The sequence below is a fragment of the Pseudochelatococcus lubricantis genome (genome assembly GCF_042432495.1).
Classification (GTDB): Bacteria; Pseudomonadota; Alphaproteobacteria; order Rhizobiales; family Beijerinckiaceae; genus Pseudochelatococcus; species Pseudochelatococcus lubricantis.
In genome coordinates this window covers 1490371-1510051 of sequence record NZ_JBHLXC010000002.1, presented here as the reverse complement: position 1 = coordinate 1510051, position 19681 = coordinate 1490371, and the positions used below count along the sequence as shown (strand labels likewise).

21 protein-coding genes are annotated in these 19681 nt (G+C 67.5%); 12 read left to right on the top strand and 9 right to left on the bottom strand.

Features of this window, described 5'->3' with window-relative positions:
• Nucleotide 1: 1 nt before the first annotated feature.
• The 3 genes from pstC to ACFFJ7_RS09680 form a co-directional block, all read right to left on the bottom strand.
• Nucleotides 2–1372 carry a phosphate ABC transporter permease subunit PstC gene (gene pstC / locus ACFFJ7_RS09690; RefSeq protein WP_377592126.1) on the bottom strand — a complete coding sequence of 457 codons (1371 nt, stop codon included), beginning with the start codon at nucleotides 1370–1372 and terminating at the stop codon, nucleotides 2–4.
• 80 nt (nucleotides 1373–1452) lie between these two features.
• A complete protein-coding gene (locus ACFFJ7_RS09685) occupies nucleotides 1453–2484 on the bottom strand; it encodes a substrate-binding domain-containing protein (RefSeq protein ID WP_377591994.1) in 1032 nt (343 codons plus the stop codon).
• A gap of 433 nt (nucleotides 2485–2917) precedes the next feature.
• A complete protein-coding gene (locus tag ACFFJ7_RS09680; RefSeq protein WP_166953256.1) occupies nucleotides 2918–3481 on the bottom strand; it encodes a cysteine hydrolase family protein in 564 nt (187 codons plus the stop codon).
• 113 nt (nucleotides 3482–3594) lie between these two features.
• On the opposite strand from ACFFJ7_RS09680, the gene ACFFJ7_RS09675 reads away from it, so the two are divergent.
• Both ACFFJ7_RS09675 and ACFFJ7_RS09670 read left to right on the top strand, forming a co-directional pair.
• Nucleotides 3595–4728 carry a GlxA family transcriptional regulator gene (locus ACFFJ7_RS09675; RefSeq protein ID WP_377591990.1) on the top strand — a complete coding sequence of 378 codons (1134 nt, stop codon included), beginning with the start codon at nucleotides 3595–3597 and terminating at the stop codon, nucleotides 4726–4728.
• Nucleotides 4725–5219, top strand: coding sequence for a cupin domain-containing protein (locus tag ACFFJ7_RS09670; protein WP_377591988.1), 495 nt, complete (start codon nucleotides 4725–4727; stop codon nucleotides 5217–5219). The genes ACFFJ7_RS09675 and ACFFJ7_RS09670 overlap by 4 nt, the downstream gene beginning before the upstream one ends.
• A gap of 10 nt (nucleotides 5220–5229) precedes the next feature.
• On the opposite strand, the gene pdxR is transcribed toward ACFFJ7_RS09670, so the two are convergent.
• Nucleotides 5230–6678: a MocR-like pyridoxine biosynthesis transcription factor PdxR gene (pdxR, locus tag ACFFJ7_RS09665; RefSeq protein WP_377591986.1), complete on the bottom strand. Its 1449-nt coding sequence runs from the start codon at nucleotides 6676–6678 to the stop codon at nucleotides 5230–5232.
• 126 nt (nucleotides 6679–6804) lie between these two features.
• On the opposite strand from pdxR, the gene ACFFJ7_RS09660 reads away from it, so the two are divergent.
• Entirely contained in the window at nucleotides 6805–7509 is a 705-nt protein-coding gene (locus ACFFJ7_RS09660) for a glutamine amidotransferase (protein WP_377591984.1), read from the top strand.
• 11 nt (nucleotides 7510–7520) lie between these two features.
• Nucleotides 7521–8267, top strand: a complete 747-nt coding sequence (locus ACFFJ7_RS09655; RefSeq protein ID WP_377591982.1) for a YggS family pyridoxal phosphate-dependent enzyme — start codon at nucleotides 7521–7523, stop codon at nucleotides 8265–8267.
• On the opposite strand, the gene bioB is transcribed toward ACFFJ7_RS09655, so the two are convergent.
• The 4 genes from bioB to ACFFJ7_RS09635 all read right to left on the bottom strand — a co-directional run bounded on the left by bioB (nucleotide 8237) and on the right by ACFFJ7_RS09635 (nucleotide 11242).
• Nucleotides 8237–9277 (bottom strand): biotin synthase BioB, encoded by a 1041-nt coding sequence (bioB, locus tag ACFFJ7_RS09650; RefSeq protein WP_377591980.1) that lies wholly within the window; start codon nucleotides 9275–9277, stop codon nucleotides 8237–8239. The two genes, ACFFJ7_RS09655 and bioB, sit on opposite strands and share 31 nt — an antisense overlap.
• Entirely contained in the window at nucleotides 9274–9840 is a 567-nt protein-coding gene (locus ACFFJ7_RS09645) for a biotin transporter BioY (protein WP_377591978.1), read from the bottom strand. Before ACFFJ7_RS09645 ends, bioB begins: the two co-directional genes overlap by 4 nt.
• 94 nt (nucleotides 9841–9934) lie before the next feature.
• The gene (locus ACFFJ7_RS09640; RefSeq protein WP_166953240.1) at nucleotides 9935–10618 is read right to left on the bottom strand and encodes a GntR family transcriptional regulator; all 684 of its coding nucleotides are present in this window, start codon (nucleotides 10616–10618) and stop codon (nucleotides 9935–9937) included.
• Nucleotides 10619–10621: 3 nt separating this feature from the next.
• On the bottom strand, nucleotides 10622–11242 hold the full coding sequence (locus ACFFJ7_RS09635) for a TetR/AcrR family transcriptional regulator (RefSeq protein WP_377591974.1): 621 nt from the start codon (nucleotides 11240–11242) through the stop codon (nucleotides 10622–10624).
• A 76-nt stretch (nucleotides 11243–11318) separates the two neighbouring features.
• Between ACFFJ7_RS09635 and ACFFJ7_RS09630 the strand changes: the two genes are divergently transcribed.
• Genes ACFFJ7_RS09630 through ACFFJ7_RS09620 form a run of 3 tightly spaced genes read left to right on the top strand, consistent with a single transcriptional unit; the run spans nucleotide 11319 to nucleotide 13796 of the window.
• Nucleotides 11319–12242, top strand: a complete 924-nt coding sequence (locus ACFFJ7_RS09630; protein ID WP_377591972.1) for an alpha/beta hydrolase family protein — start codon at nucleotides 11319–11321, stop codon at nucleotides 12240–12242.
• 25 nt (nucleotides 12243–12267) lie between these two features.
• Entirely contained in the window at nucleotides 12268–12915 is a 648-nt protein-coding gene (locus ACFFJ7_RS09625) for a glutathione S-transferase family protein (protein ID WP_377591970.1), read from the top strand.
• Nucleotides 12912–13796, top strand: coding sequence for a DMT family transporter (locus ACFFJ7_RS09620; RefSeq protein ID WP_377591968.1), 885 nt, complete (start codon nucleotides 12912–12914; stop codon nucleotides 13794–13796). Before ACFFJ7_RS09625 ends, ACFFJ7_RS09620 begins: the two co-directional genes overlap by 4 nt.
• Before the next feature lie 104 nt (nucleotides 13797–13900).
• On the opposite strand, the gene ACFFJ7_RS09615 is transcribed toward ACFFJ7_RS09620, so the two are convergent.
• On the bottom strand, nucleotides 13901–14815 hold the full coding sequence (locus tag ACFFJ7_RS09615) for a LysR family transcriptional regulator (RefSeq protein WP_377592125.1): 915 nt from the start codon (nucleotides 14813–14815) through the stop codon (nucleotides 13901–13903).
• Between the two features lie 100 nt (nucleotides 14816–14915).
• Here ACFFJ7_RS09615 and ACFFJ7_RS09610 point away from each other — a divergent pair, with 100 nt between their 5' ends.
• The 5 genes from ACFFJ7_RS09610 (at nucleotide 14916) to ACFFJ7_RS09590 (ending at nucleotide 19678) form a co-directional block, all read left to right on the top strand.
• Complete coding sequence (locus tag ACFFJ7_RS09610) at nucleotides 14916–15668, top strand: sulfite exporter TauE/SafE family protein (protein ID WP_377591967.1); 753 nt, start codon at nucleotides 14916–14918, stop codon at nucleotides 15666–15668.
• A gap of 255 nt (nucleotides 15669–15923) precedes the next feature.
• Nucleotides 15924–16232, top strand: coding sequence for a DUF485 domain-containing protein (locus ACFFJ7_RS09605; protein ID WP_166953228.1), 309 nt, complete (start codon nucleotides 15924–15926; stop codon nucleotides 16230–16232).
• Nucleotides 16229–17956 (top strand): cation acetate symporter, encoded by a 1728-nt coding sequence (locus ACFFJ7_RS09600; RefSeq protein WP_166953226.1) that lies wholly within the window; start codon nucleotides 16229–16231, stop codon nucleotides 17954–17956. Before ACFFJ7_RS09605 ends, ACFFJ7_RS09600 begins: the two co-directional genes overlap by 4 nt.
• On the top strand, nucleotides 17931–19460 hold the full coding sequence (locus ACFFJ7_RS09595; protein WP_377591966.1) for a putative nucleotidyltransferase substrate binding domain-containing protein: 1530 nt from the start codon (nucleotides 17931–17933) through the stop codon (nucleotides 19458–19460). The genes ACFFJ7_RS09600 and ACFFJ7_RS09595 overlap by 26 nt, the downstream gene beginning before the upstream one ends.
• Before the next feature lie 8 nt (nucleotides 19461–19468).
• Nucleotides 19469–19678 carry a hypothetical protein gene (locus ACFFJ7_RS09590; protein ID WP_166953222.1) on the top strand — a complete coding sequence of 70 codons (210 nt, stop codon included), beginning with the start codon at nucleotides 19469–19471 and terminating at the stop codon, nucleotides 19676–19678.
• The last annotated feature ends 3 nt before the right edge of the window (nucleotides 19679–19681 follow it).

Sequence of the window (19681 nt, the reverse complement as noted above, 5' to 3'; positions counted from 1 at the left end):
TTTACTCGTATTGCTCCCGGAAACGGCGGACGATGTAAAGAGCGACCATGTTGAGCAGCAGCGTCATCACGAAGAGGGTGAGGCCGAGCGCGAAGGCGACAAGCGACTGCGGACCGGCGAAATCGGCGTCGCCCGTCAACTGGTTGACGATCGTGACGGTGATGGTGGAAACCGGCTCCGCCGGATTGAAACGCAGGACCGGGCTGTTGCCGGCCGCGAGCACGACGATCATCGTCTCGCCGATAGCCCGGCTGATCGCCAGAAGCAGCGCCCCGACGATACCGGGAAGCGCAGCGGGCAGCAACACCCGGCGGATGGTTTCTGATTCCGTTGCGCCAAGCCCCAGCGAGCCGTCGCGCAGCGACAGCGGCACCTGGCGCATGATGTCGTCCGACAGCGAAGAGACGAAGGGGATGATCATGATCCCCATCACGAGCCCCGCTGTCAGGGCGCTGGTAGCGCGGATGTCGAGGCCGATGGCGGCGCCCGTGTCAGACAGGAACGGCCCCACCGTCACCAGCGCAAAAAAGCCGTAGACGATGGTGGGGATGCCCGCGAGCACCTCGACGATCGGCTTCGCCACGTTCCGCAGGCGGGTGGAGGCATATTGCGACAGGTAGATTGCCGTCATGAGCCCGACGGGGATGGCGACGAGCATGGCGATGATCGCGATCATCACCGTGCCCCACAGCAGCGGCAGCAGGCCGTATTCCCCGATCGCCGCCGTGCCGGTAGTGGCAAAGCCCGGATTCCAGACCGTGCCGAAGAAGAAATCCGCCGGCGCGACGAAACTGAAGAAGCGGAACGCCTCGTTGAAGAGCGAAACCACGATGCCGACCGTGGTGAGGATCGCGAGGGCGGAACAGGCGAGCAGCAGCACCCTGACCACGGACTCGACCTTGTTGCGCGCCCGCAGCGTGGGCGAAATGCGCCGCAGCGCCGCCAGCAGGCCGAGAATGCCGACGCCGGCAGCGGCGGCCATGACGACCAGAAGCGCGAAGGTATGGAACCGGCGCACCGCCTCGCCGGCTGCCGCCTCATACGGCTGCACCTGCCCGGCGACGCCGAAGCCCGAGGCAATGGCCTCGATACGCCGGACAGCGGTGAGGAATGCGGGCTCGTCCAGGGCCGCGACGTCCGGCGGTAGTTGCGCGACGATGAAGGCGCGCGTCATCCCCGGCCCGAACAGCACCCACAGCCCGAGGACGAGGAGCGCGGGCAGGAGACACCGAATGGCGACGAGGGAGCCGTGGTAGGCGGGGCGCGAATGCAGACGCACGCCCGTCGCGGCGATCGCCCGGCTGCGCGAGAAGCCCTGCGTGTAGGCGATACCCATGAGAACGAGAAGCAGCGCGGCGACGAGGAGGGGGATCACGTTCTTGTCTTTTCGTTCTTGTCTTTTCGTGCGCGGTGGGAAGGCGGCGGAGGATATCCGCCGCCTCCGGGAATGACTCAGAGGTCGGAAGCCTTGAGGCTCTTGCCCGCCTTGAATGATGCGAGGAACCCGGCGGTCTCCGCGGCCGGAGCCGGGATCAGGCCGGCGGACTCGAGGCGGCCGCCAACGCCGGCGATCTCCGGCGACAGGAAGAACGCGACGTATTCGTCGATGCCGGGCACGACGCCGATGTGCTCGCCCTTGACATAGAAGAAGAGAGGACGCGACACGGGATACTTGCCGGCGGCGATGGTTTCCAGTGTCGGCTCGATGCCGGAGACGGTGGCGACCTTCAGCGTGTCGCGGTTCTGGTCATAGAACGACAGGCCGAAAACGCCGACCGTGTTGGGGTCGGACTGCAGGCGCGCCAGCGTCTCGGTGTAGTCGCCGGCGATCTCGATGACCACGTCCTTGCGGAAAGCGGTCTGCGCATCTTTAGGCGCATCCTTCGGCGGGTTGCTCGCCTTGAAGCCGGCGGCGATCACGCGCTCCTCGAACACCTCGCGGGTGCCGTGATTGGAGGCGGGAATGGCAAGCGCGATCGGCTGGTCGGGAAGCGAGGCGTCGACCTGCTTCCAGCTCTTGTAGGGGTTGGGAACCCACTTGCCGTCGATGTAGAGCTGGGCCGCGATGGCCTTGTAGACGTGGACCGGCTCAAGCTTGAAATCGCCCTTGTTGATCGAGACGGCGAAGACGATGCCGTCATAGCCGATCTGGACTTCGCGGATGTCGTTGACGCCGTTCTTGTTGCACGTCTCGACCTCGCCGGCGCGGATGCGGCGCGAGGCGTTGGCGATGTCGATGGTGCTGGGGCTCACGCCCTCGCAGAACTGGCGCAGGCCGCCGCCCGTGCCGCCGGAGGCGACGACGGGCGTCTTGAACTGCGGGAAGGCCGCGCTGAATTCCTCGGCGACGATCGACGCGAAAGGCAGAACAGTAGACGACCCTGCGATCTGGATGGTGTCCCGGCTCTGGGCCAGGGCGCCGTTAGCAACAAACACGCCGGCAACGGCAAGAGCGGCAAGGCTCGCCCGAAATGCGTTCTTCATGATCGTTTTTCCATCTTAGAAGCGGTTGGACGTTGCGAAGCTCCCGACGAGCCGGCGATATCGCAAGAACCGGCCGGCTTTTCTTCGCGGGCGCCGCCGCACAGCTCTCGGAGGCGGCTGTCAATATTTCTATGTCATTTAAGTGACATCTGTGAGACACGAATAGATCATTTACAGGTAATGTAATACGTGAGAAAATATAAAATTTTCCTTATTGTCTTGATTTATATCAAAAATCGCTCGGCGCGGAATTGAAATACAACGACCTGAAAATTCAAACAGGCAAGCTATAAATTACTGCAATATAGAGAAAAGTCGGATTCGGTCGCGTGCGGAAAGAGCTTGCCTTCCGGGCCGGGGGGTGCGGAAAAACAGATGCGCCCGGCTCGATGGCCGGGCGCATCCAGATTGTCAGCCAGCAGCGATGGTCGCGTCAGGCCGCCGGGCTTTCGGCAGTCAAGTATTCGTCGGTCGACCGCAGGGTGGCGTAGGCGAAGCCCAGTGCCGCCATGGAGGCGGCATGAACCTGCGCCGCCGGAATGGTCGTGTCGTTGAAGTTCAGGTCCCGCGTGGCGACCGCATCGTGAACGACCGTGGTGGTATAGCCGTAGTCGGCGGCGGCGCGCGCGGCTGCCTCGACGCACATATGACTCATCGCACCCGCAATCGTCACGTCGCTGACGCCGTTACGGTCGAGCACGTCCTTCAGGTCCGTGCCGCGAAATGCGTTGACCGCGTGCTTGAGCACGACGGTCTCGCCATCGCCGGGCTCCACGGCCGTGTTGATCGTCGCACCTTCGGAACCCGGCGCGAAGAAGGGCGCGTCCGCCGATGCGAACTCATGGCGCACATGCACCACGAGGTCGCCGCCAGCGCGCGCGGCGTCCAGCAGCCGCGCCGCATTGGCGGCAGCGGCGTCGATGTTTTCCAGCGGAAACCGGCCTTCCGGAAAATAGTCGTTCTGCAGATCGATGAGAATGAGAGCACGTCTGGTCATGAATGCCTCCTTGCATACGCGCTGTGGCGCGTTCCTCCACGCTTGTAGGGATAGGCGAGCCATGGCAGGATGCCTATTGGCGATCCTGACAAAGAACGAGGCGTTTTCGACAAATGGCATCAGCAGACCGCGCCCGGCATATCGGCATACTGATTTACCCGGGCGCGCAGATGTCCGCCGTCCTCGGGCTGACCGATCTGTTCGTCACGGCGGATCGCCTTGCATGCGGCCGCCTCGGCGCGACCAAGCCGCTGCTGCGGGTGAGCCACCTCGCCCCCGCGCCGGACGGCGAGGCGGTTGAAACGGTGCTCGACATGCATCCGGATGGAGAGGGCCGTCCCGACGTCATCATCTTGCCGCCGAGCCTGGGCGACCCGCCGCTTGCGAGCGGCCCGCCGTCGGGCGCCGGCCTCGGGTCGCTGCTCGACTGGCTGCGGGAGAGACATGCCGACGGCACGATCCTCGCCTCCGTCTGTGCCGGCGCGTTCCTGCTCGCCGAAACCGGGCTGCTCGCGGGGCGGACGGCAACCACGCACTGGATCTATGCCGAGCCCTTCGCTGCGCACTTCCCGGCGGTGCACGTCGACGCCGGAAAGCTGCTGATCGATGACGGCGACATCGTCACCGCCGGCGGGCTGATGGCGTGGACCGATCTCGGCCTGCATCTCCTCGACCGGCTCCTGGATTCCGCTGCTATGTTCGAGACGGCGCGCCTGCTGGTCGTCGATCCGCCGGGACGCGAGCAACGTTACTACACTGCCTTCTCACCGCGCCTCGACCACGGCGACGGGCCGATCCTGAAGGTGCAGCGCTGGCTGCGGGAGAACGGCACGCGGGCGATCACCGTCGGCGACATGGCGGCGCGGGCCGGCCTTGAGGAGCGGACCTTTCTGCGGCGCTTCAGCGCCGCCACGGGCCTGCGGCCGATCGAATACTGCCAGCACCTGCGTATCGGCAAGGCCCGCGAACTGCTGGAAAACACGAACACCGCCATCGACCGGATCGGCTGGGACGTCGGTTACGGCGATCCGGCCTCGTTCCGCAAGCTGTTCCTGAAGCTCACGGGCCTGACGCCCGGTGCCTACCGCCGCCGCTTCGGCGCCTTCCATGGCGACACGCGCGACGGCGATCGGGCGTGTCCGCGGTCGCCGGTTTCCGGCGGGGCGGATGCGGCTGCCATTTCGCCCGAAGCGGGAAGGGGCCCTTACTCCCGCAGGCCCATCGTCAACCGGGATGCCGCCGCATGAGACCCGTTGTCCGCCTCGACGAACTTGCTCTCGCCACCCAGTCCCACGGCGCTTCCTTCGAGGCGCATTTCGCGTCGGTCGCGGCGCCGCTCGGCGCGCGCAGGCTCGGCGCCCGTTACGTCGAGGTGCCGCCCGGCAAGAAGGCATGGCCCTATCACGCGCACCACGCGAACGACGAACTTTTCGTCATCCTCAGTGGCTCCGGCACGGTGCGTTTCGGCGGGGAGGTCTATCCGGTAGGCGCGGGCGATGTCGTCGTCTGCCCGTCAGGCGGCCCGGAAACGGCTCACCAGCTCATCGCTTCCGACGATGAACCGCTGAGATATCTCGCGGTCAGCACCATGCACGAGCCGGATGTGATGGAGTATCCCGACAGCGGCAAGCTGACGGTCTTCGCCGGCGCACCGCCCGGCGGCAACAAGGCCGCAAGGCGCGTCGACCTCACCGTGCGCGCGGACAGCCGTGTCGACTACTGGGACGGCGAGGACTGACCGCCGGTGGTCACGCCCGGTGCGCGGCTTTAACGAACAGCTCGACGGCGCGGGCAAGTTCGGCTTCGTCCAGACCGGCGAAGCCGAGGCGGAAGGCTTCCGGCGGGCGGGCGACATCAAGCGCGAAGCGGACGCCCGGCAGGACGGAAAGGCCAAGGCGCGCCGCGTTAGCGGCCCAGCTTTCCGCCGTCGGGGTTTCCGCGTTTTGCCGCAGCCGCAGCCAGATGGCGAGCCCGCCCGCCGGCAGCGTGAACGCGGCTGAACCGCCGAGGCGCTCCGTCAGCAGCGCCGCCAGGCTGTCGCGGCGGGCATGGTAGATCCGCCGCGCCTTTCGGGCATGCCGCGCGAGGGTGCCATCGGCGATGATTCCGGCGAGAGCCTGCTCCAGCGGCACATCGCCCTGCCGGTCTATGGCTTCGCGCCGGTCGGCCATTCGCCGCAGGAGAGCGGCGGGCGCGACCGCATAGCCGATGCGGATACCGGGAGCGATGAGCTTCGACAGCGAGCCGAGATGGATCGCGGGGACGTCTGGCTCCGCCCGCGCAGCCAGCGGCAGCACCGGCCGCCCCTCGAAACGGTACTCGTGGTCGTAGTCGTCCTCGATGACGGTGAGGCGAAAGCGCCGCGCGATCCCCATGAGCCGCAGCCGCCGTGCCGCGCCGAGCGTGACCGTGGTCGGATATTGATGATGCGGCGTGACGTAAACAGCCTTCAGTCGCGGCTCGCGCTCCGCCAGCCGTTCGAGCGCGTCGGGCACGATCCCGCCTTCGTCCACCGGCACGCCGACGATGCGCGCACCGGCGGCGCGGAAGGCCGCCCACGCAAGCGGATAGCCTGGCGTTTCCACGGCGATCGCGAAACCGGGCTCCGCCGCCACGGCGGCAGCGGCGAGGAACAGCGCCATCTGGCTGCCGCGCGTGATCAGAATGTCACCGGCTTGCGTCGTCAGGCCTCGCTCCTCCCTGAGGTAGAGCGAGAGAGCCTCGCGCAGGGCCGGGCTGCCGCGCGGATCGCCATAGCCGCCGCCCGCGAGGAACGACGGGGCGGCCAGCGCGCGGCGGAAGGCCCGCCCGAGCGCGGCCACGGGTGCGAGCCGGGGATCGGGCGCGCCGTCCGACAGGCTCAGCATGGGCCGCGCATCGCAGACGACCTCGGCCTCGGCGGCGGGCATGGCGCGGACTGGTGCCCGTCCGGACTCGGGCAGGTCGCCGGCGACGAAGGTCCCGCGCGACGGCTCGGCCGCGAGCCAGCCTTGCATGACGAGTTCCTGATAGGCGGCATCGACTGTGTTGCGGTTGAGCGAAAGGCTTTTCGACAGGGCGCGAGTGCCTGGCAGCGGATCGCCGGGTTTCAGTCGCCCCCGCTCTATCTCGGCGACGATGGCGCGGGCAAGTGCCAGAAAGACAGGCTCCTTGCCCGCCGGCCTCACCTCGATCGCGAGTGTCGCGCCTTTTCCCACCCGGCCCATCCATTTTTCATAATCCGGCTCTCCACAACAGTCCGGATCGGAGCTATCGCATGAAGGGTCAGCAACGGCAACCCGGCCAATCCGCCGGCGCTGCATAGAGAGGGGAGAGAGGGCGCGATGCTCAAGACCGCGATCGCCATTCGCCATATCCATTTCGAGGGCCTCGGCACTTTCGAGGCCGTGCTGTCGGGCGCGGGCTTCAAGCTGCATTATCACGATGTGGGCGCGGCGGATTTCGCGGCGCTCGACCCGCTGGAGCCCGATCTGCTCGCCGTGCTCGGCGGGCCGGTCGGGGTCTACGAGGCGGACGCCTATCCCTTTCTGGCCGGGGAACGGGCGCTGATCGCCCGTCGACTCGATGCCGGGCGCCCGCTTTTCGGCATTTGTCTCGGCGCGCAGCAGATCGCCGCCACCCTCGGCGCGGCGGTGGCGCCGGGCGGCGCCAAGGAAATCGGCTTTTCACCACTGACGCTAACGGACGCAGGCCGGCAGAGCCCGCTGCGCCATCTCGATGGCGTGGCGGTGCTGCACTGGCACGGCGATGCCTTCGCCATTCCGGAGGGCAGCGTCAACCTGGCCTCGACACCGGCCTGCGCGACGCAGGCCTTCTCCCGTGGGCCGAACGTGCTCGGCGTGCAGTTCCATCCCGAAGCCGACGCCTGCGCGGGGTTGGAACCCTGGCTCATCGGCCACGCCTGCGAGCTTGCGGCTGCGGGGATAGATCCACGTGCCATCCGCGACGATGCGCGCCGTCGCGGCCCGGCCCTGCGGGAGGCCGGCCGCGCCATGTTCGCGGAATGGCTGGAGCAGTTGCAGCCATGAGTACCGCAATCATGAGTACCGTAACCATGGGTGTCGCGGCCAATCTCGCGGATGCGCATGCCCGTATTGCGGCGGCGGCGCTGCGCTCGGGACGGAGCGCGCAGGCGGTGCGCCTCCTGCTCGTCACCAAGACGGTCGCGCCCGAGCGCGTACGGGAGGCCGTGCGCGCCGGCCAGACCGATCTCGGCGAGAATAAGGTACAGGAAGGCCGCCAGAAGGCGGAGGCGCTGGCCGGAGAGGCCGTCCGCTGGTCGATGATCGGCCATTTGCAGAGCAACAAGGTGAAGGACGTGCTGCGTTTCGCCGGCGAGGTGCAGTCGCTGGACCGCCTCTCGCTGGCGGTGGCACTGGAGAAGCGCCTGCAGTTTCTCGGTACCGGCCTCGATGTGTTCGTGCAGGTGAACACGTCGAACGAGGCCAGCAAATACGGGCTCACCCCGGAGGAAACGCCTGCGTTCCTGAAGGAACTCGCCGCCCTCCACGCGCTACGCCCGAAGGGATTCATGACGTTGGCGACTTTTACCCCGGACGAGGCGGAGGTGCGGCGATGTTTCCGGTGCCTGCGCGATATTCGGGATCGCGCCCGCAACGACGCGCCGCAGGGGGCAGTGCTGGCCGAACTCTCCATGGGCATGTCGGGCGACTACGAGTGGGCCGTCGAGGAGGGCGCGACGGTCGTACGGGTCGGGCAGGCGGTGTTCGGCCCGCGACCGCTTCCCGACTCCCACTACTGGCCCGGCGCGGCCGGGGCCGGCTGACGGCCGCCTCGGCACGCTCCTTCCGGAGCCCGGGGCGCCGCTGTCCGCATGCCCAGCCGGGCGATGAGCACGGCGTCGCGGTCGCGTGCCGGATTGCCGGTCGTCAGCAGCATGTCACCGGTAAAGATGGAGTTCGCGCCGGCGAGGAAGCAGAGTGCCTGCATCTCGTCGCTCATGGCGTGGCGGCCTGCGGAGAGCCGCACCACGCTTTCCGGCATCAGGATGCGGGCGAGCGCGACGAGCCGGACGAAGGCAACGGCGTCGGTGGGTTCCGCCTTCTCCATCACCGGCGTGCCCGCGATGGCGTTCCACATGTTGATCGGCACGCTTTCGGGCGGCACGTCGAGATTGGCGAGCGTCACCAGCATGGAGATGCGGTCCTCCACCGTTTCGCCCATGCCGACGATGCCGCCGCAACAGACTTTGATGCCGCCGGCGCGGACATGGGCGAGCGTCTCCAGCCGGTCGTCCATCGTCCGTGTGGTGACGATCTCGGGATAATAGGCGCGCGAGGTGTCGATGTTGTGGTTATAGTAATCGAGCCCAGCCTCGCCCAGGCGCTCCACCTGCAACGGGGTCAGCATGCCGAGGGTCACGCAGGTTTCCATCCCCAGCGCCTTCACACCCTCGATCATGGCGCAGACCCTGTCGAGATCGCGGTCCTTCGGACTGCGCCAGGCCGCGCCCATGCAGAAGCGCGTGGCGCCGCCCTCCCTGGCTCGCCGCGCCTGCGCGAGCACGGCGTCGACGTCCATCAGCTTCGATGCCGCGACGCCCGTCTTGTGGTGAGCGCTCTGCGAGCAGTAGCCGCAGTCTTCCGGACAGCCGCCCGTCTTGATGGACAACAGCGTCGCGGTCTCGATCTCCGTTGGGTCGAAATGCCGGCGGTGGAGGGTCTGCGCCCGGAACAGCAGCTCCGGGAAGGGAAGGCCGTGGATGGCGCGCGCTTCTTCCTCCGTCCAGCATACGCGCGGGGCGGGCCGGGTGGCAGCCGGGATCGCGGCGCTCATCGGCCGATCTTCCCGAGAAGATGCGCCGGAACGAACACCGCGGCGACGGCGACCACCGCGATTTTCAGGAGATCGCCAAGAATGAATGGCGTGAAGCCGAGCGCGACGATCCGCCCCGCCGGCACGTAGAACGCGAGCCAGAGCAGCCCCGCGGCATAGATGACAGCAAGGCCCGCGAGCATGGCGAGCACGCGGCCGATGACACCGCGCCCTTGTGCAAGCGCGCCGGTGATCCAGCTCGCGGCGAGATAGCCGAGCAGGTAGCCGCCCGTGGGCCCCACCATGTACGCCACGCCGATCCCGCGCTCCGGCGTGCCGGAAAAGACGGGGAATCCGGCCGCGCCCGCTGCGAGATAGGCAAGGAAGGTCGCGGTGGCGAGGCGCGGCCCGGCGGCGACGGCAATCGCCATCACGGCGAGCGTGTGCAGGGTCATCGGCGTCGGCCAGAAGGGAATCTGGATCTTCGCGGCAAGAGTGATCAGCGCGACGCCGAGAGCGACGAAGGCGACTGTCCTTAAGCCGGAACGCAGGCCCGGGCCCGCCAGGACGAGGTTTTGACTCATGCTATCGCTCCTTCATAATTATAGATAATTCGTGATTTCATCTATAATGAATCCACATGAGCGGGTGAGTCGCAACATAATTATAGATAATTCATCAGCCGACGATGGCAAACGCCTTCCGCTGCCGGCCGCCAGCGGCGGAAACGGGCCGGTGCCCGATCCATTGGACATGCCGTGCGAGCGTGGCACAGGCGGCTTCCGTATCGCCCTTGCGCAGCGCGGCGAGAATGGCGCGGTGATCGTGATCGGTGCGCGCCTCCCAGTCCGATCGCCAGGCGGCGAAGAGGAAGCGGGCGGAGGCCGCGTGGAGATCGTCGATGGACGCGAGCAGCCGGGGCATGCCGCAGGGTTCGAGGATCAGCCGATGAAAGCGCCGGTTCGCGGCCTCCCACGAGCGGACATCGCGGGAAGCGTCGCCGGCCTTCGTGGCTTCCTCGGCCTCGTCGAGCACGGCATGCGTCAGGTGCGGGGCGGCGTGGCGAAGGGCCAGCACCTCCAGCGCCGCGCGCATCTCCGCCACCTCCCGGACCTCCGACAGTTCGAAGGATGCCACCCGCACGCCCTTGCGCGGTTCGCTCACTGCAAGGCCTTGCGCCTCCAGGCGGCGGAACGCCTCGCGTACCGGCACGTGGCTGGCGCCGAATTCCCCGGCGATATGGTCCTGCCGCAGCCGCGTCCCCGGTTCGATCTCGCCGGCGATGATGCGCTCCGCCAGCGTGCGGCTGATGCGGACGGCCAATGTGTCTTCCTTCAACGTCTCTTCTTTCTGCGCGCGCATGTTTTATAGATAATCGGGAACGGGCAGCCTGTCGATTGCGGCGCTGCCGGGCAGGGCGGTGCGGATGAGGCGCGACGCCGCGTCGGCGGCTGCCTCCATGTAGGACGGATCGCGGTGCAGCAGCACCACCGCGAAGGAGCCGTCGAGCAGCAGGATAACCTGGCGCGCGAGCTGCAGCGCGTTCTCGCCGACGCCTGCCTCTGTGAAGACCGAAAAGAGCCAGTCCTCGACCCGTTTCTTGTGCGCGCGTCCGATGGTGATGGCCGGGTGGCCCGGCAGGTTGACGAGTTCCACGGAGGTGCGCAGGAAGCCGCATCCCTTCCATTCGGGATGGCGGGCGGCGCGGGCGAGGTTGCTGAAGAGGCTTGCGACCTTGTCCGCCACGTCGCCCTCCGTCTCGGCGAACCATCGCTGGAACAGGGCGAGATTCGGCTGGTCGCGGGTGTCGAGATAGGCGGCGATCAGGTCGTCCTTGCTGCGGAAATGGTAGTAGAGCGTCCGCTTGGTGACGCCGGCCTTCTCGGCCACGGCATCGACACTGACGGCGCGGATGCCCTCGCCGTGGAACAGCTTGCCGGCGGCCCGGATGATGCGTTCACGTGTGGGGAGCGTACTGCTGGTCATAAGCATGTATCGCACGGGCTGATGTATACTGACCAGTGAATATACACGACGGCGCTCTTCTTTTATCGTCGCCGGCATGAACGAGAACATCCGCACCGTACCCGACATGGATGGCAGGGCCGTCGCAATCGCCTGCCGCGACGGCGTGACGCTCGGCGGCCACGTGTGGGCCGCTCCGGGCGGCGGCGCGGCCGGCACGGTCATCGTCAACCCCGCGACCGGTGTCGCAGCGCGCTATTATCACCGTTACGCGCGCTTTCTGGTGCGGCACGGCTTCGACGTTCTCACCTACGACTATCGCGGCATCGGCCTGTCGCGGCCGGCGCGCCTGAGAGGGTGCCGCTATCGCTGGCGGGACTGGGGCGAGCTGGATTTCGACGCCGCTGTCCGCTTCATGCGCGACCGCCGGAAAGACGGGCCGCTGCTGGTGGTCGGCCACAGCATCGGCGGCTTCCTGCCCGGACTTGCCGAAAGCGCGACGCTGGTCGACAGGATGCTGACGGTGGGCGCGCAATATGCGTGGTGGGGCGATTATGCCCCGCACCGGCGGCTCGGCCTGCTCCTGAAATGGCACGTCGCCATGCCGGCCGCCACGGCGTTCTGCGGCTATTTTCCGGGCCGCCGGTTCGGCTGGCTGGAAGACCTGCCGGCCGGCGTCGCCAACGAGTGGAGCTTTCGCGGCCGCCGCTTCGAGCGCAGCCATCCGCGCCATGAGCGGGCGAAGGCGCTTTGCCGCATGGCGGCGGTGAAGGCGCCCATCCTTGCCGTCGCCGTGGCCGACGACGAACTCGGCACGGTGCCGGCCATCCGGCGCGCGCTCCGCTACTACACAGGCGCGTCGCGGCAGGCCGTGCTGCTCGCACCGGCCGATTACGACCGCGAGGCCATCGGCCACTTCAGCCTTTTCCACGACAGCCACGCCAGCGGTTTCTGGATCGATACGCTGTTATGGCTCCGGGAAAGCCGCAACCCGTGGCCAAGCCGCCTCATCGGCCCCTGAAATCCAATCACCGGGAGTTCGTCTCGTGCATCGCTTCTACCATTCGCCGGGCGCCTGTTCGCTCGCCGTCCACATCGTGCTTGAGGAAACCGGCGCGCCCTACGAGGCGGAGGTGCGCTCCGCCCGCAACGGCGAGGGCACTTCCACGCCCGACTATCTGGCGCTCAATCCGAAGGGCCGTGTGCCGGCGCTGGCAGGCGTCGGCGACGAGTCCGGGCTGCTGACCGAGGCTGTCGCCATCCTCCTTTATCTCGCCCGCAGCCATCCCGGAGCGGGGCTGCTGCCTGCCGACCCCGCCGGAGAGGCGCGCTGTCTCGAATGGCTGTCGTGGCTGTCGGTGGATCTGCACGGCGTCGGCTACGGCCAGCTCTGGCGTCCGCACCGCTTTGTCGGCGATCCGGCGCTGCATGCCGCCGTGGTCGAACGGGGGCGGGACAACATCCGCCGCGTCTACGATCACATAGAGCGCATCCTCGGCGACGGACGTGACTGGGCCGTGCCGGGCGGATACACCGTTGTCGATCCCTATCTGCTTGTATTCTGGCTGTGGGGCAGGCACGCCGGCTTCGACATGGAGGCGGAATGGCCGCTGTGGGCGGGCCTGATGGGCAAGGTGCTGACGCGCCCGGCCGTCCGGCGGGCGCTCACGCAGGAGGGGCTGGCCCAGCCATGAGACAGCCGTCCGGGGTGCGCGCGCAGGGCGTTGCCTATGGCTGCGCGGTCGTCGCACTGTTCGCGGGCTTCGTGATCGTATCCCGCCTCGGGCTTTCGGCCTCGCTCGCGCCATCGGATGTCGCAGCGTTGCGCTTCGGCATCGCCGGCCTTCTGCTGTCGCCGATCCTGATGAAACACGGGCTCAGCGGCCTGGGCGCCACCGAGGCCGCCGTTCTCTCGGTCTCGGGCGGGCTCGGCTTTGCGCTCTTCGTCTATGCCGGCTTCGCGCTCGCGCCGGCGGCGCACGGCACGGTGCTGCTCCATGGCACGCTGCCGCTGACCACGGCCGTGCTGATGCGGACGTTCGCGAGCGCCAAAGCGCCGGAGGGGCGAGGGACGGGGCTCGCCCTCATCGCGCTGGGCGTCCTCGCCATGGCGTGGGACGGCCTGTCCCACGCATCGCCGATGCTGCTCGCCGGCGACCTCTGCCTGCTCCTTGCCTCCTTCTGCTGGTCCGGCTACGGGCTTTACGTGCGGCGCCTCGGCCTGCCGGCGACGCGCGCCGCCGCCATCGTCACCGGCCTTTCGGCCCTGACTTTCCTGCCGGTCTACGCACTTCTGCCGGGAAAGGCGCTGTTCCACACACCGTGGCGCGACCTGCTGGTGCAGGGGATTTTTCAGGGCGCCGTCATCGGCGTCGCGTCTATCGTCATTTACACGCGGGCCATCGTGCTGCTCGGCGCCACCCGGCTTGCCTTCTTCACCGCCGCCGTGCCGGCTCTGACGACGCTGGCGGGCATTCCCCTTCTCGGGGAAACGCCCGGCGTCGCGGCCGGGCTCGGCGTCGGACTCGTTACCGCCGGCATGATCGCCGGCCTGCGGCAGGCCGATCCGGACTAAAGCGTTTTCAAGCAAAGCGGATACCGGTTTTCGTGAAGATAGCGCGTAATATCAAAAACTTATAGCATTTCGGCGTTTCAATGAAATGTCGAAATGCTATAGTATCACTGTCCTGCGGCGGGCTCCGAACACGGCTGGCCGGCCTGCGCCAGATGCGCGAGGAGATCCCGCGCCGGCGGCGTCAGTGCGTCTTCCGGCCGGCAGCAGAGCGACAGCCGCCGCGTCGCCCAGGTGTCGGCGAGGCGGCGGAAGGCGATTCCCGTCGCGGCGCGGCAGCGGCGCGCGGCGGTCTCGGGCACGATGCCGAGACCGACGCCGTCGGCGGCCATGCGGCAGATGCCGTCGAACGTGCGCAGCCGCAGCCGCGTCTTCAGCTTCACGCCCGTCCGCGCGGCCTGCGCGTCGATGTGGTCCTGCAGGGCACCGCCGGCGAGCCCCACGAACTCGCAATGCACCACATCCGCAAACGCGAGGCGCCGGGCCGTCGCAAACGCATGATCACGCGCCATGACGACGACCAGCCTGTCGACAGCAAACGGCACCACGCGCAGGCCGGCGGTGTCGACCGCATCCGAGAGGATGCCGATTTCCGACAAACCGGTCGCGACCATCCGCGCAATCTCCGCACTTTGCCGCTCCTTCAGCTCGACATCGATCCGCGGATGCGCGGCCATCCACGGGCCGAGCCTGCCGGGGAGGAACTCGGTGATGGCGGCCGTGTTGGCGGCGAGCCGGACAGTGGCGCGCAGGCCCCTTGCGTGCTCGCCGAGTTCGCCACGCATCTGCGCCATCTGACGGCCGATCAGGCGCGCATGGTGGGCCAGCGCCTCGCCGGCTGGCGTGGGGGTGACGCCGCGCCGGCCACGTTCGAGCAGCCGGACGCCGCCGGAGACCTCCATGTCGCGCAGGCGCTCGCTGGCCGCCGGCAGAGACAGGCCGACGTCCGACGCCCCCCGTGTGATGCTGCCGGCCTCGACCACGGCAAGGAACAGGCGAAGGTCTGTGAGATCGAAACGCATGCCCGCGAGGATAGCCGAAATGGAGCCTTCGGACCAGCCGAAGCCATGACTTCGGATCATCCGCATTGTGCCTGGCGCGGGATCCCTTATCCCGACAGACATGATGGATATCTCGCTCCTGCTCCTCGTCGCGGTTGCCGCGACCTTTTTCGCCGCCGGCATCGTCAAGGGTGTGACCGGCATGGGCCTGCCGACCGTGGCCATGGGCGTGCTCGGCGCGCTCGTCTCGCCGCTCGCGGCGGCCAGCCTGCTGATCGTGCCGTCGTTCGTGACCAACGTCTGGCAGCTCGCCGCCGGCCCAAGCTTCGTGCCGCTCGCGCGCCGGCTCTGGCCGATGATGCTGGCGATCGTCGCCGGGACGCTCGCCGGCACTTCGCTGCTCGCCCACGGCGATACGGCGCTGACAACGGGCGCGCTCGGCGCGGCGCTCGTGTTCTACGCCGCCTTCACGCTCTTGGCCCGCCAGATCCGTGTGCCGGCGGGGCTGGAGCCCTGGCTGTCGCCGGCCGTCGGCGCGATCACCGGCATCGTGACCGGCGCAACGGGGGTCTTCGTCATCCCGGCGGTGCCCTACCTGCAGGCGCTTGGCCTCGACAGGGACGATCTCGTGCAGGCGCTCGGCCTTTCCTTCACCGTCTCGACCGTCGCGCTGGCGCTCGGCCTGGCGTCGCGCGGCGCGTTTCACGCCGACAGCCTCGTCTTGTCCGCGCTGGCAGTCGCCCCCGCGCTCGCGGGCATGTGGGCGGGACAGATTATTCGGCAAAAGATCAGCCCGCAGACTTTCCGCCGCTGGTTCCTGCTCTGTCTGCTCGTCCTCGGCGTGGAAATGCTGCTGCGGCCGCTGGTTTCATAGAGCGGCGCCATTCGCCGGGGCGCCCGCCGGAACTTTCCGCGTATCAGCCAAGAGTATAGGTTGCTAAACCGGCACGCATGAAAGATACCTCATATATTGGCCGATCGGTTTTCTGCATAAGCGGCCGAATGAAAAGAGTGACCGTACGGGGCGGAAAGCTTTCCGCCACGGGCGCAAATAAAAAAGCGGAGCGGAAACACCGCAATCCGCACGGATTCGTTTGAATCTGAAATAGTTTTAAGGAGGATAACCAAGATGGACACGTCCGTGGCCGAGCGCGTTGCGGCCAACCCAACATATCAGTCCCTGAAAGCCACCCGATCCCGGTTCAGTTGGACGCTGACGATCGCTATCCTGATCGTTTACTACGGCTTTATCCTGTTGATCGCGTTCGGCAAGAATTTGCTGGCAACCCCGCTGGGAGACGGCGTCACGACGCTCGGCATCCCGGTCGGCTTCGGCGTGATCATCTTCACCATCGTCATCACCGCCGTCTATGTGCGGCGGGCCAACGGCGAATTCGATGCTCTTTCCGAAACGGTGAAGCGGGAGGTGCTGCAATGAGCAGCCTTGCCAGAAATCTCTTCAGGACTCTGGGCGGCGCGGCCCTTCTGGCCGCCCCGACCGTCGCGCTCGCCGCCGGCGACCTCGGCGGCCAAGCCGAGCAGCAGCCGACTAACTGGACGGCGATCATCATGTTCGCCGTCTTCGTGATCGGCACGCTCTTCATCACGAAATGGGCGGCCGCGCGCACCAAGTCCGCGGCGGACTTCTACACGGCGGGCGGCGGCATCACCGGTTTCCAGAACGGCCTTGCCATCGCCGGCGACTACATGTCCGCCGCCTCGTTCCTCGGCATTTCGGCGGCGGTGATGGCCTCGGGCTTCGACGGCCTCATCTACTCGATCGGCTTCCTCGTCGGCTGGCCGGTCATCACCTTCCTGATGGCGGAGCGGCTGCGCAACCTCGGCAAGTTCACCTTCGCCGACGTCGCCGCCTTCCGCTTCGCGCAGACGCCGGTGCGCATCTTCGCGGCCTCGGGCACGCTCGTCGTCGTTGCCTTCTACCTGATCGCGCAGATGGTCGGCGCGGGCCAGCTCATCAAGCTGCTGTTCGGGCTTGAATACTGGATCGCGGTCGTGATCGTCGGCGCGCTGATGATGATCTACGTGCTGTTCGGCGGCATGACCGCGACGACGTGGGTGCAGATCATCAAGGCCTGCCTGCTGCTGGGCGGCGCGAGCTTCATGGCCTTCATGGTGATGTGGAACTACGGCTTCAGCCCCGAGCGGCTTTTCGCCAGCGCCGTCGACGTGAAGGCGGGAATCGCCTCTGCGGGTGGCGCCGCGCCGGAGCAGGCGCGCCAGAGCGGCCTGTCGATCATGGCGCCAGGTAACTTCATCACCGATCCGATCTCGGCCATCTCGTTCGGCATGGCGCTGATGTTCGGCACGGCCGGCCTGCCGCACATCCTGATGCGCTTCTTCACCGTGCCCAGCGCCAAGGAAGCGCGCAAGTCGGTGATGTGGGCCACGGGGTGGATCGGCTACTTCTACCTGCTCACCTTCATCATCGGCTTCGGCGCCATCACCTTCGTGCTGACGGACCCGTCGTTCCTCGACCCGCGCGGCGGCCTTATCGGCGGCAGCAACATGGCGGCGGTACATCTGGCGCATGCCGTGGGCGGCAACATCTTCCTCGGCTTCATCTCGGCCGTGGCGTTCGCAACCATCCTCGCCGTGGTGGCCGGGCTCACGCTCTCGGGCGCGTCCGCCGTGTCGCACGACATCTACTCCACCATCCTGAAGGACGGCAAGGCGGACAGCGCTTCGGAACTGCGCGTCTCACGCATCACCACCGTGGCGCTCGGCATCCTGGCGGTCGCGCTCGGCATCGCGTTCGAGAAGCAGAACATCGCCTTCATGGTGTCGCTCGCCTTCGCCATCGCGGCGTCGGCGAACTTCCCGGTGCTGTTCCTGTCGATCCTGTGGAAGGACACGACGACCTGGGGCGCGGTGATCGGCGGCTTCCTCGGCCTCATCTCCTCGGTGGTGCTGACGGTGCTCTCGCCCTCCGTGTGGGAAGCGACGCTTGGCTACGCAAAGGGCTCGGCGCCGTTCCCCTATACCTCGCCGGCGCTGTTCTCGATGACGATCGGCTTCGTCGGGATCTGGCTGTTCTCGGTACTCGACAGGAGCCGCCGGGCGCAGATCGACCGCGATGGCTTCCTGGCGCAGCAGGTGCGCTCGGAGACCGGCATCGGTGCCGCGAAAGCCTCCTCTCACTAACGACAGCTTCCTCCCGCCGGACACGCCGGCGGGAGGCCCCGCTCCGGGCGACGATGCCGGTCCTCCCTCCACGGGGCGGATCGGCATCGCGCGCGAACGGCGGGAGCTGGTATCGCTGATGACAGCACGGGTGGGCGATGCCCGCGTCCGCGAGCCTCTTGTCGTGGATGGCGGCACCGATCTCGTCAGCCTGTGCCGCCTGCTGTCCGCGCGCGGGCTGGGCGACGCGCTGGTGCGGGACGGCGAGCGCCTCGGCATCTTCACCACCACCAACCTGCGCGATGCGCTGCTGCGGCCGGAGCCGCCCGCGAGCCTGCCGGTGAGGGCCGTCTCGACCTTCGAGACGATCTCCGTCTCCATCGATGACGAACTCTACCGGGCGCTGATCCTGATGCTGCGCCACCGAATTCACCGCGTCATCGTGATGGACGGCGAAAAGGTCGCCGGGCTGCTCAGCCAGTATGATCTGATGGCCTTCATCACCGGCCATTCGCAGCTCACCGCCCTGCAGGTGGCGCAGGCGCCCGATATCGCCGCGCTGCAAACCGCCGCGCGGCAGGTCGACAGCCTGATTACCGTGCTGCATGAGGACGGCGTGCGCATTGAGGTGATCGCGCGGCTCGTGGGCGCGCTGAACCGCCAGATTTTCGACCGTCTGTGGCAGTTGCTGGCACCAGCCGAGCTGCGTGCCAACAGCTGCCTCATCGTCATGGGGAGCGAGGGGCGCGGCGAGCAGATCGTCAAGACCGATCAGGACAACGCCCTGCTGTTGCGCGACGGCTTTTCCCATCCGGATCTGGAGGCGGTGACGGAGGCATTCACCGCAGCGCTGATCTCGATGGGCTATCCGCCGTGCCCCGGCGGCATCATGCTGAGCCGTCCGCTCTGGCGCCAGCACGTCGGCACCTTCTGCGAGACGCTCCGCCAATGGATCCACGGCGCCGATCCGGAAGGGCCGATGAACCTCGCGATCTTTCTGGATGCGGCGCCGGTGGCGGGCGATCCGACGTTGCTCGACGCGGCGCGTACGCGGGTGGGAGAGCTGATGATGAACGACGACGGCTACTACGCCCGCTTCGCCGCCGCCATCGAGCAGTTCGAGAGCGGGGGCTGGTGGTCGCGGCTGCCGGGCCTCGGCGGCCGTGCCTCCGCGCAGATCGACCTGAAGAAGCGCGGCCTGTTCCCGCTGGTTCACGGTGTCCGGGCGCTCGCGCTGCAATACGGGGTGGGCGAGACGGCGACCGTGGCACGGCTGGCGGCGCTGGAGGCCGACGGCCGCATCGATACGCCCTTCGCCCGCGATCTCGCGGACGCGCTGCATTTCCTGATGGGGATGAAGCTGTCGAGCAATCTGCGGCAGATGGCGGCTGGCCGCGCGCCTGATACGATGGTGCGGCTCGACGAACTCGGCACGCTCGACAAACAGGCGCTGAAGGATTCGCTCGCCATCGTCCGCCGCTTCCGCCAGTGGCTGGAGCGGCATTACAGGCTGGATGTGCTGTGAAGGGAGGCATGCCACACACGCGATTTTCGCTCGGCCTTTGGGCCGCGGCCGCGCTGCTGTTCAATTTTCCGCTGATCCTCATCTGGGATCGCGACGTCACGGTGGCCGGGTTGCCGCTGCTGCCGGTCGCGATGTTCGTCATCTGGGCGCTGCTGATCGTGCTTCTTGCCTTCGTGGCGGAGGCGCGCCCGGCACGCCGGCCGCCCCCTTCCGGCTGAAGC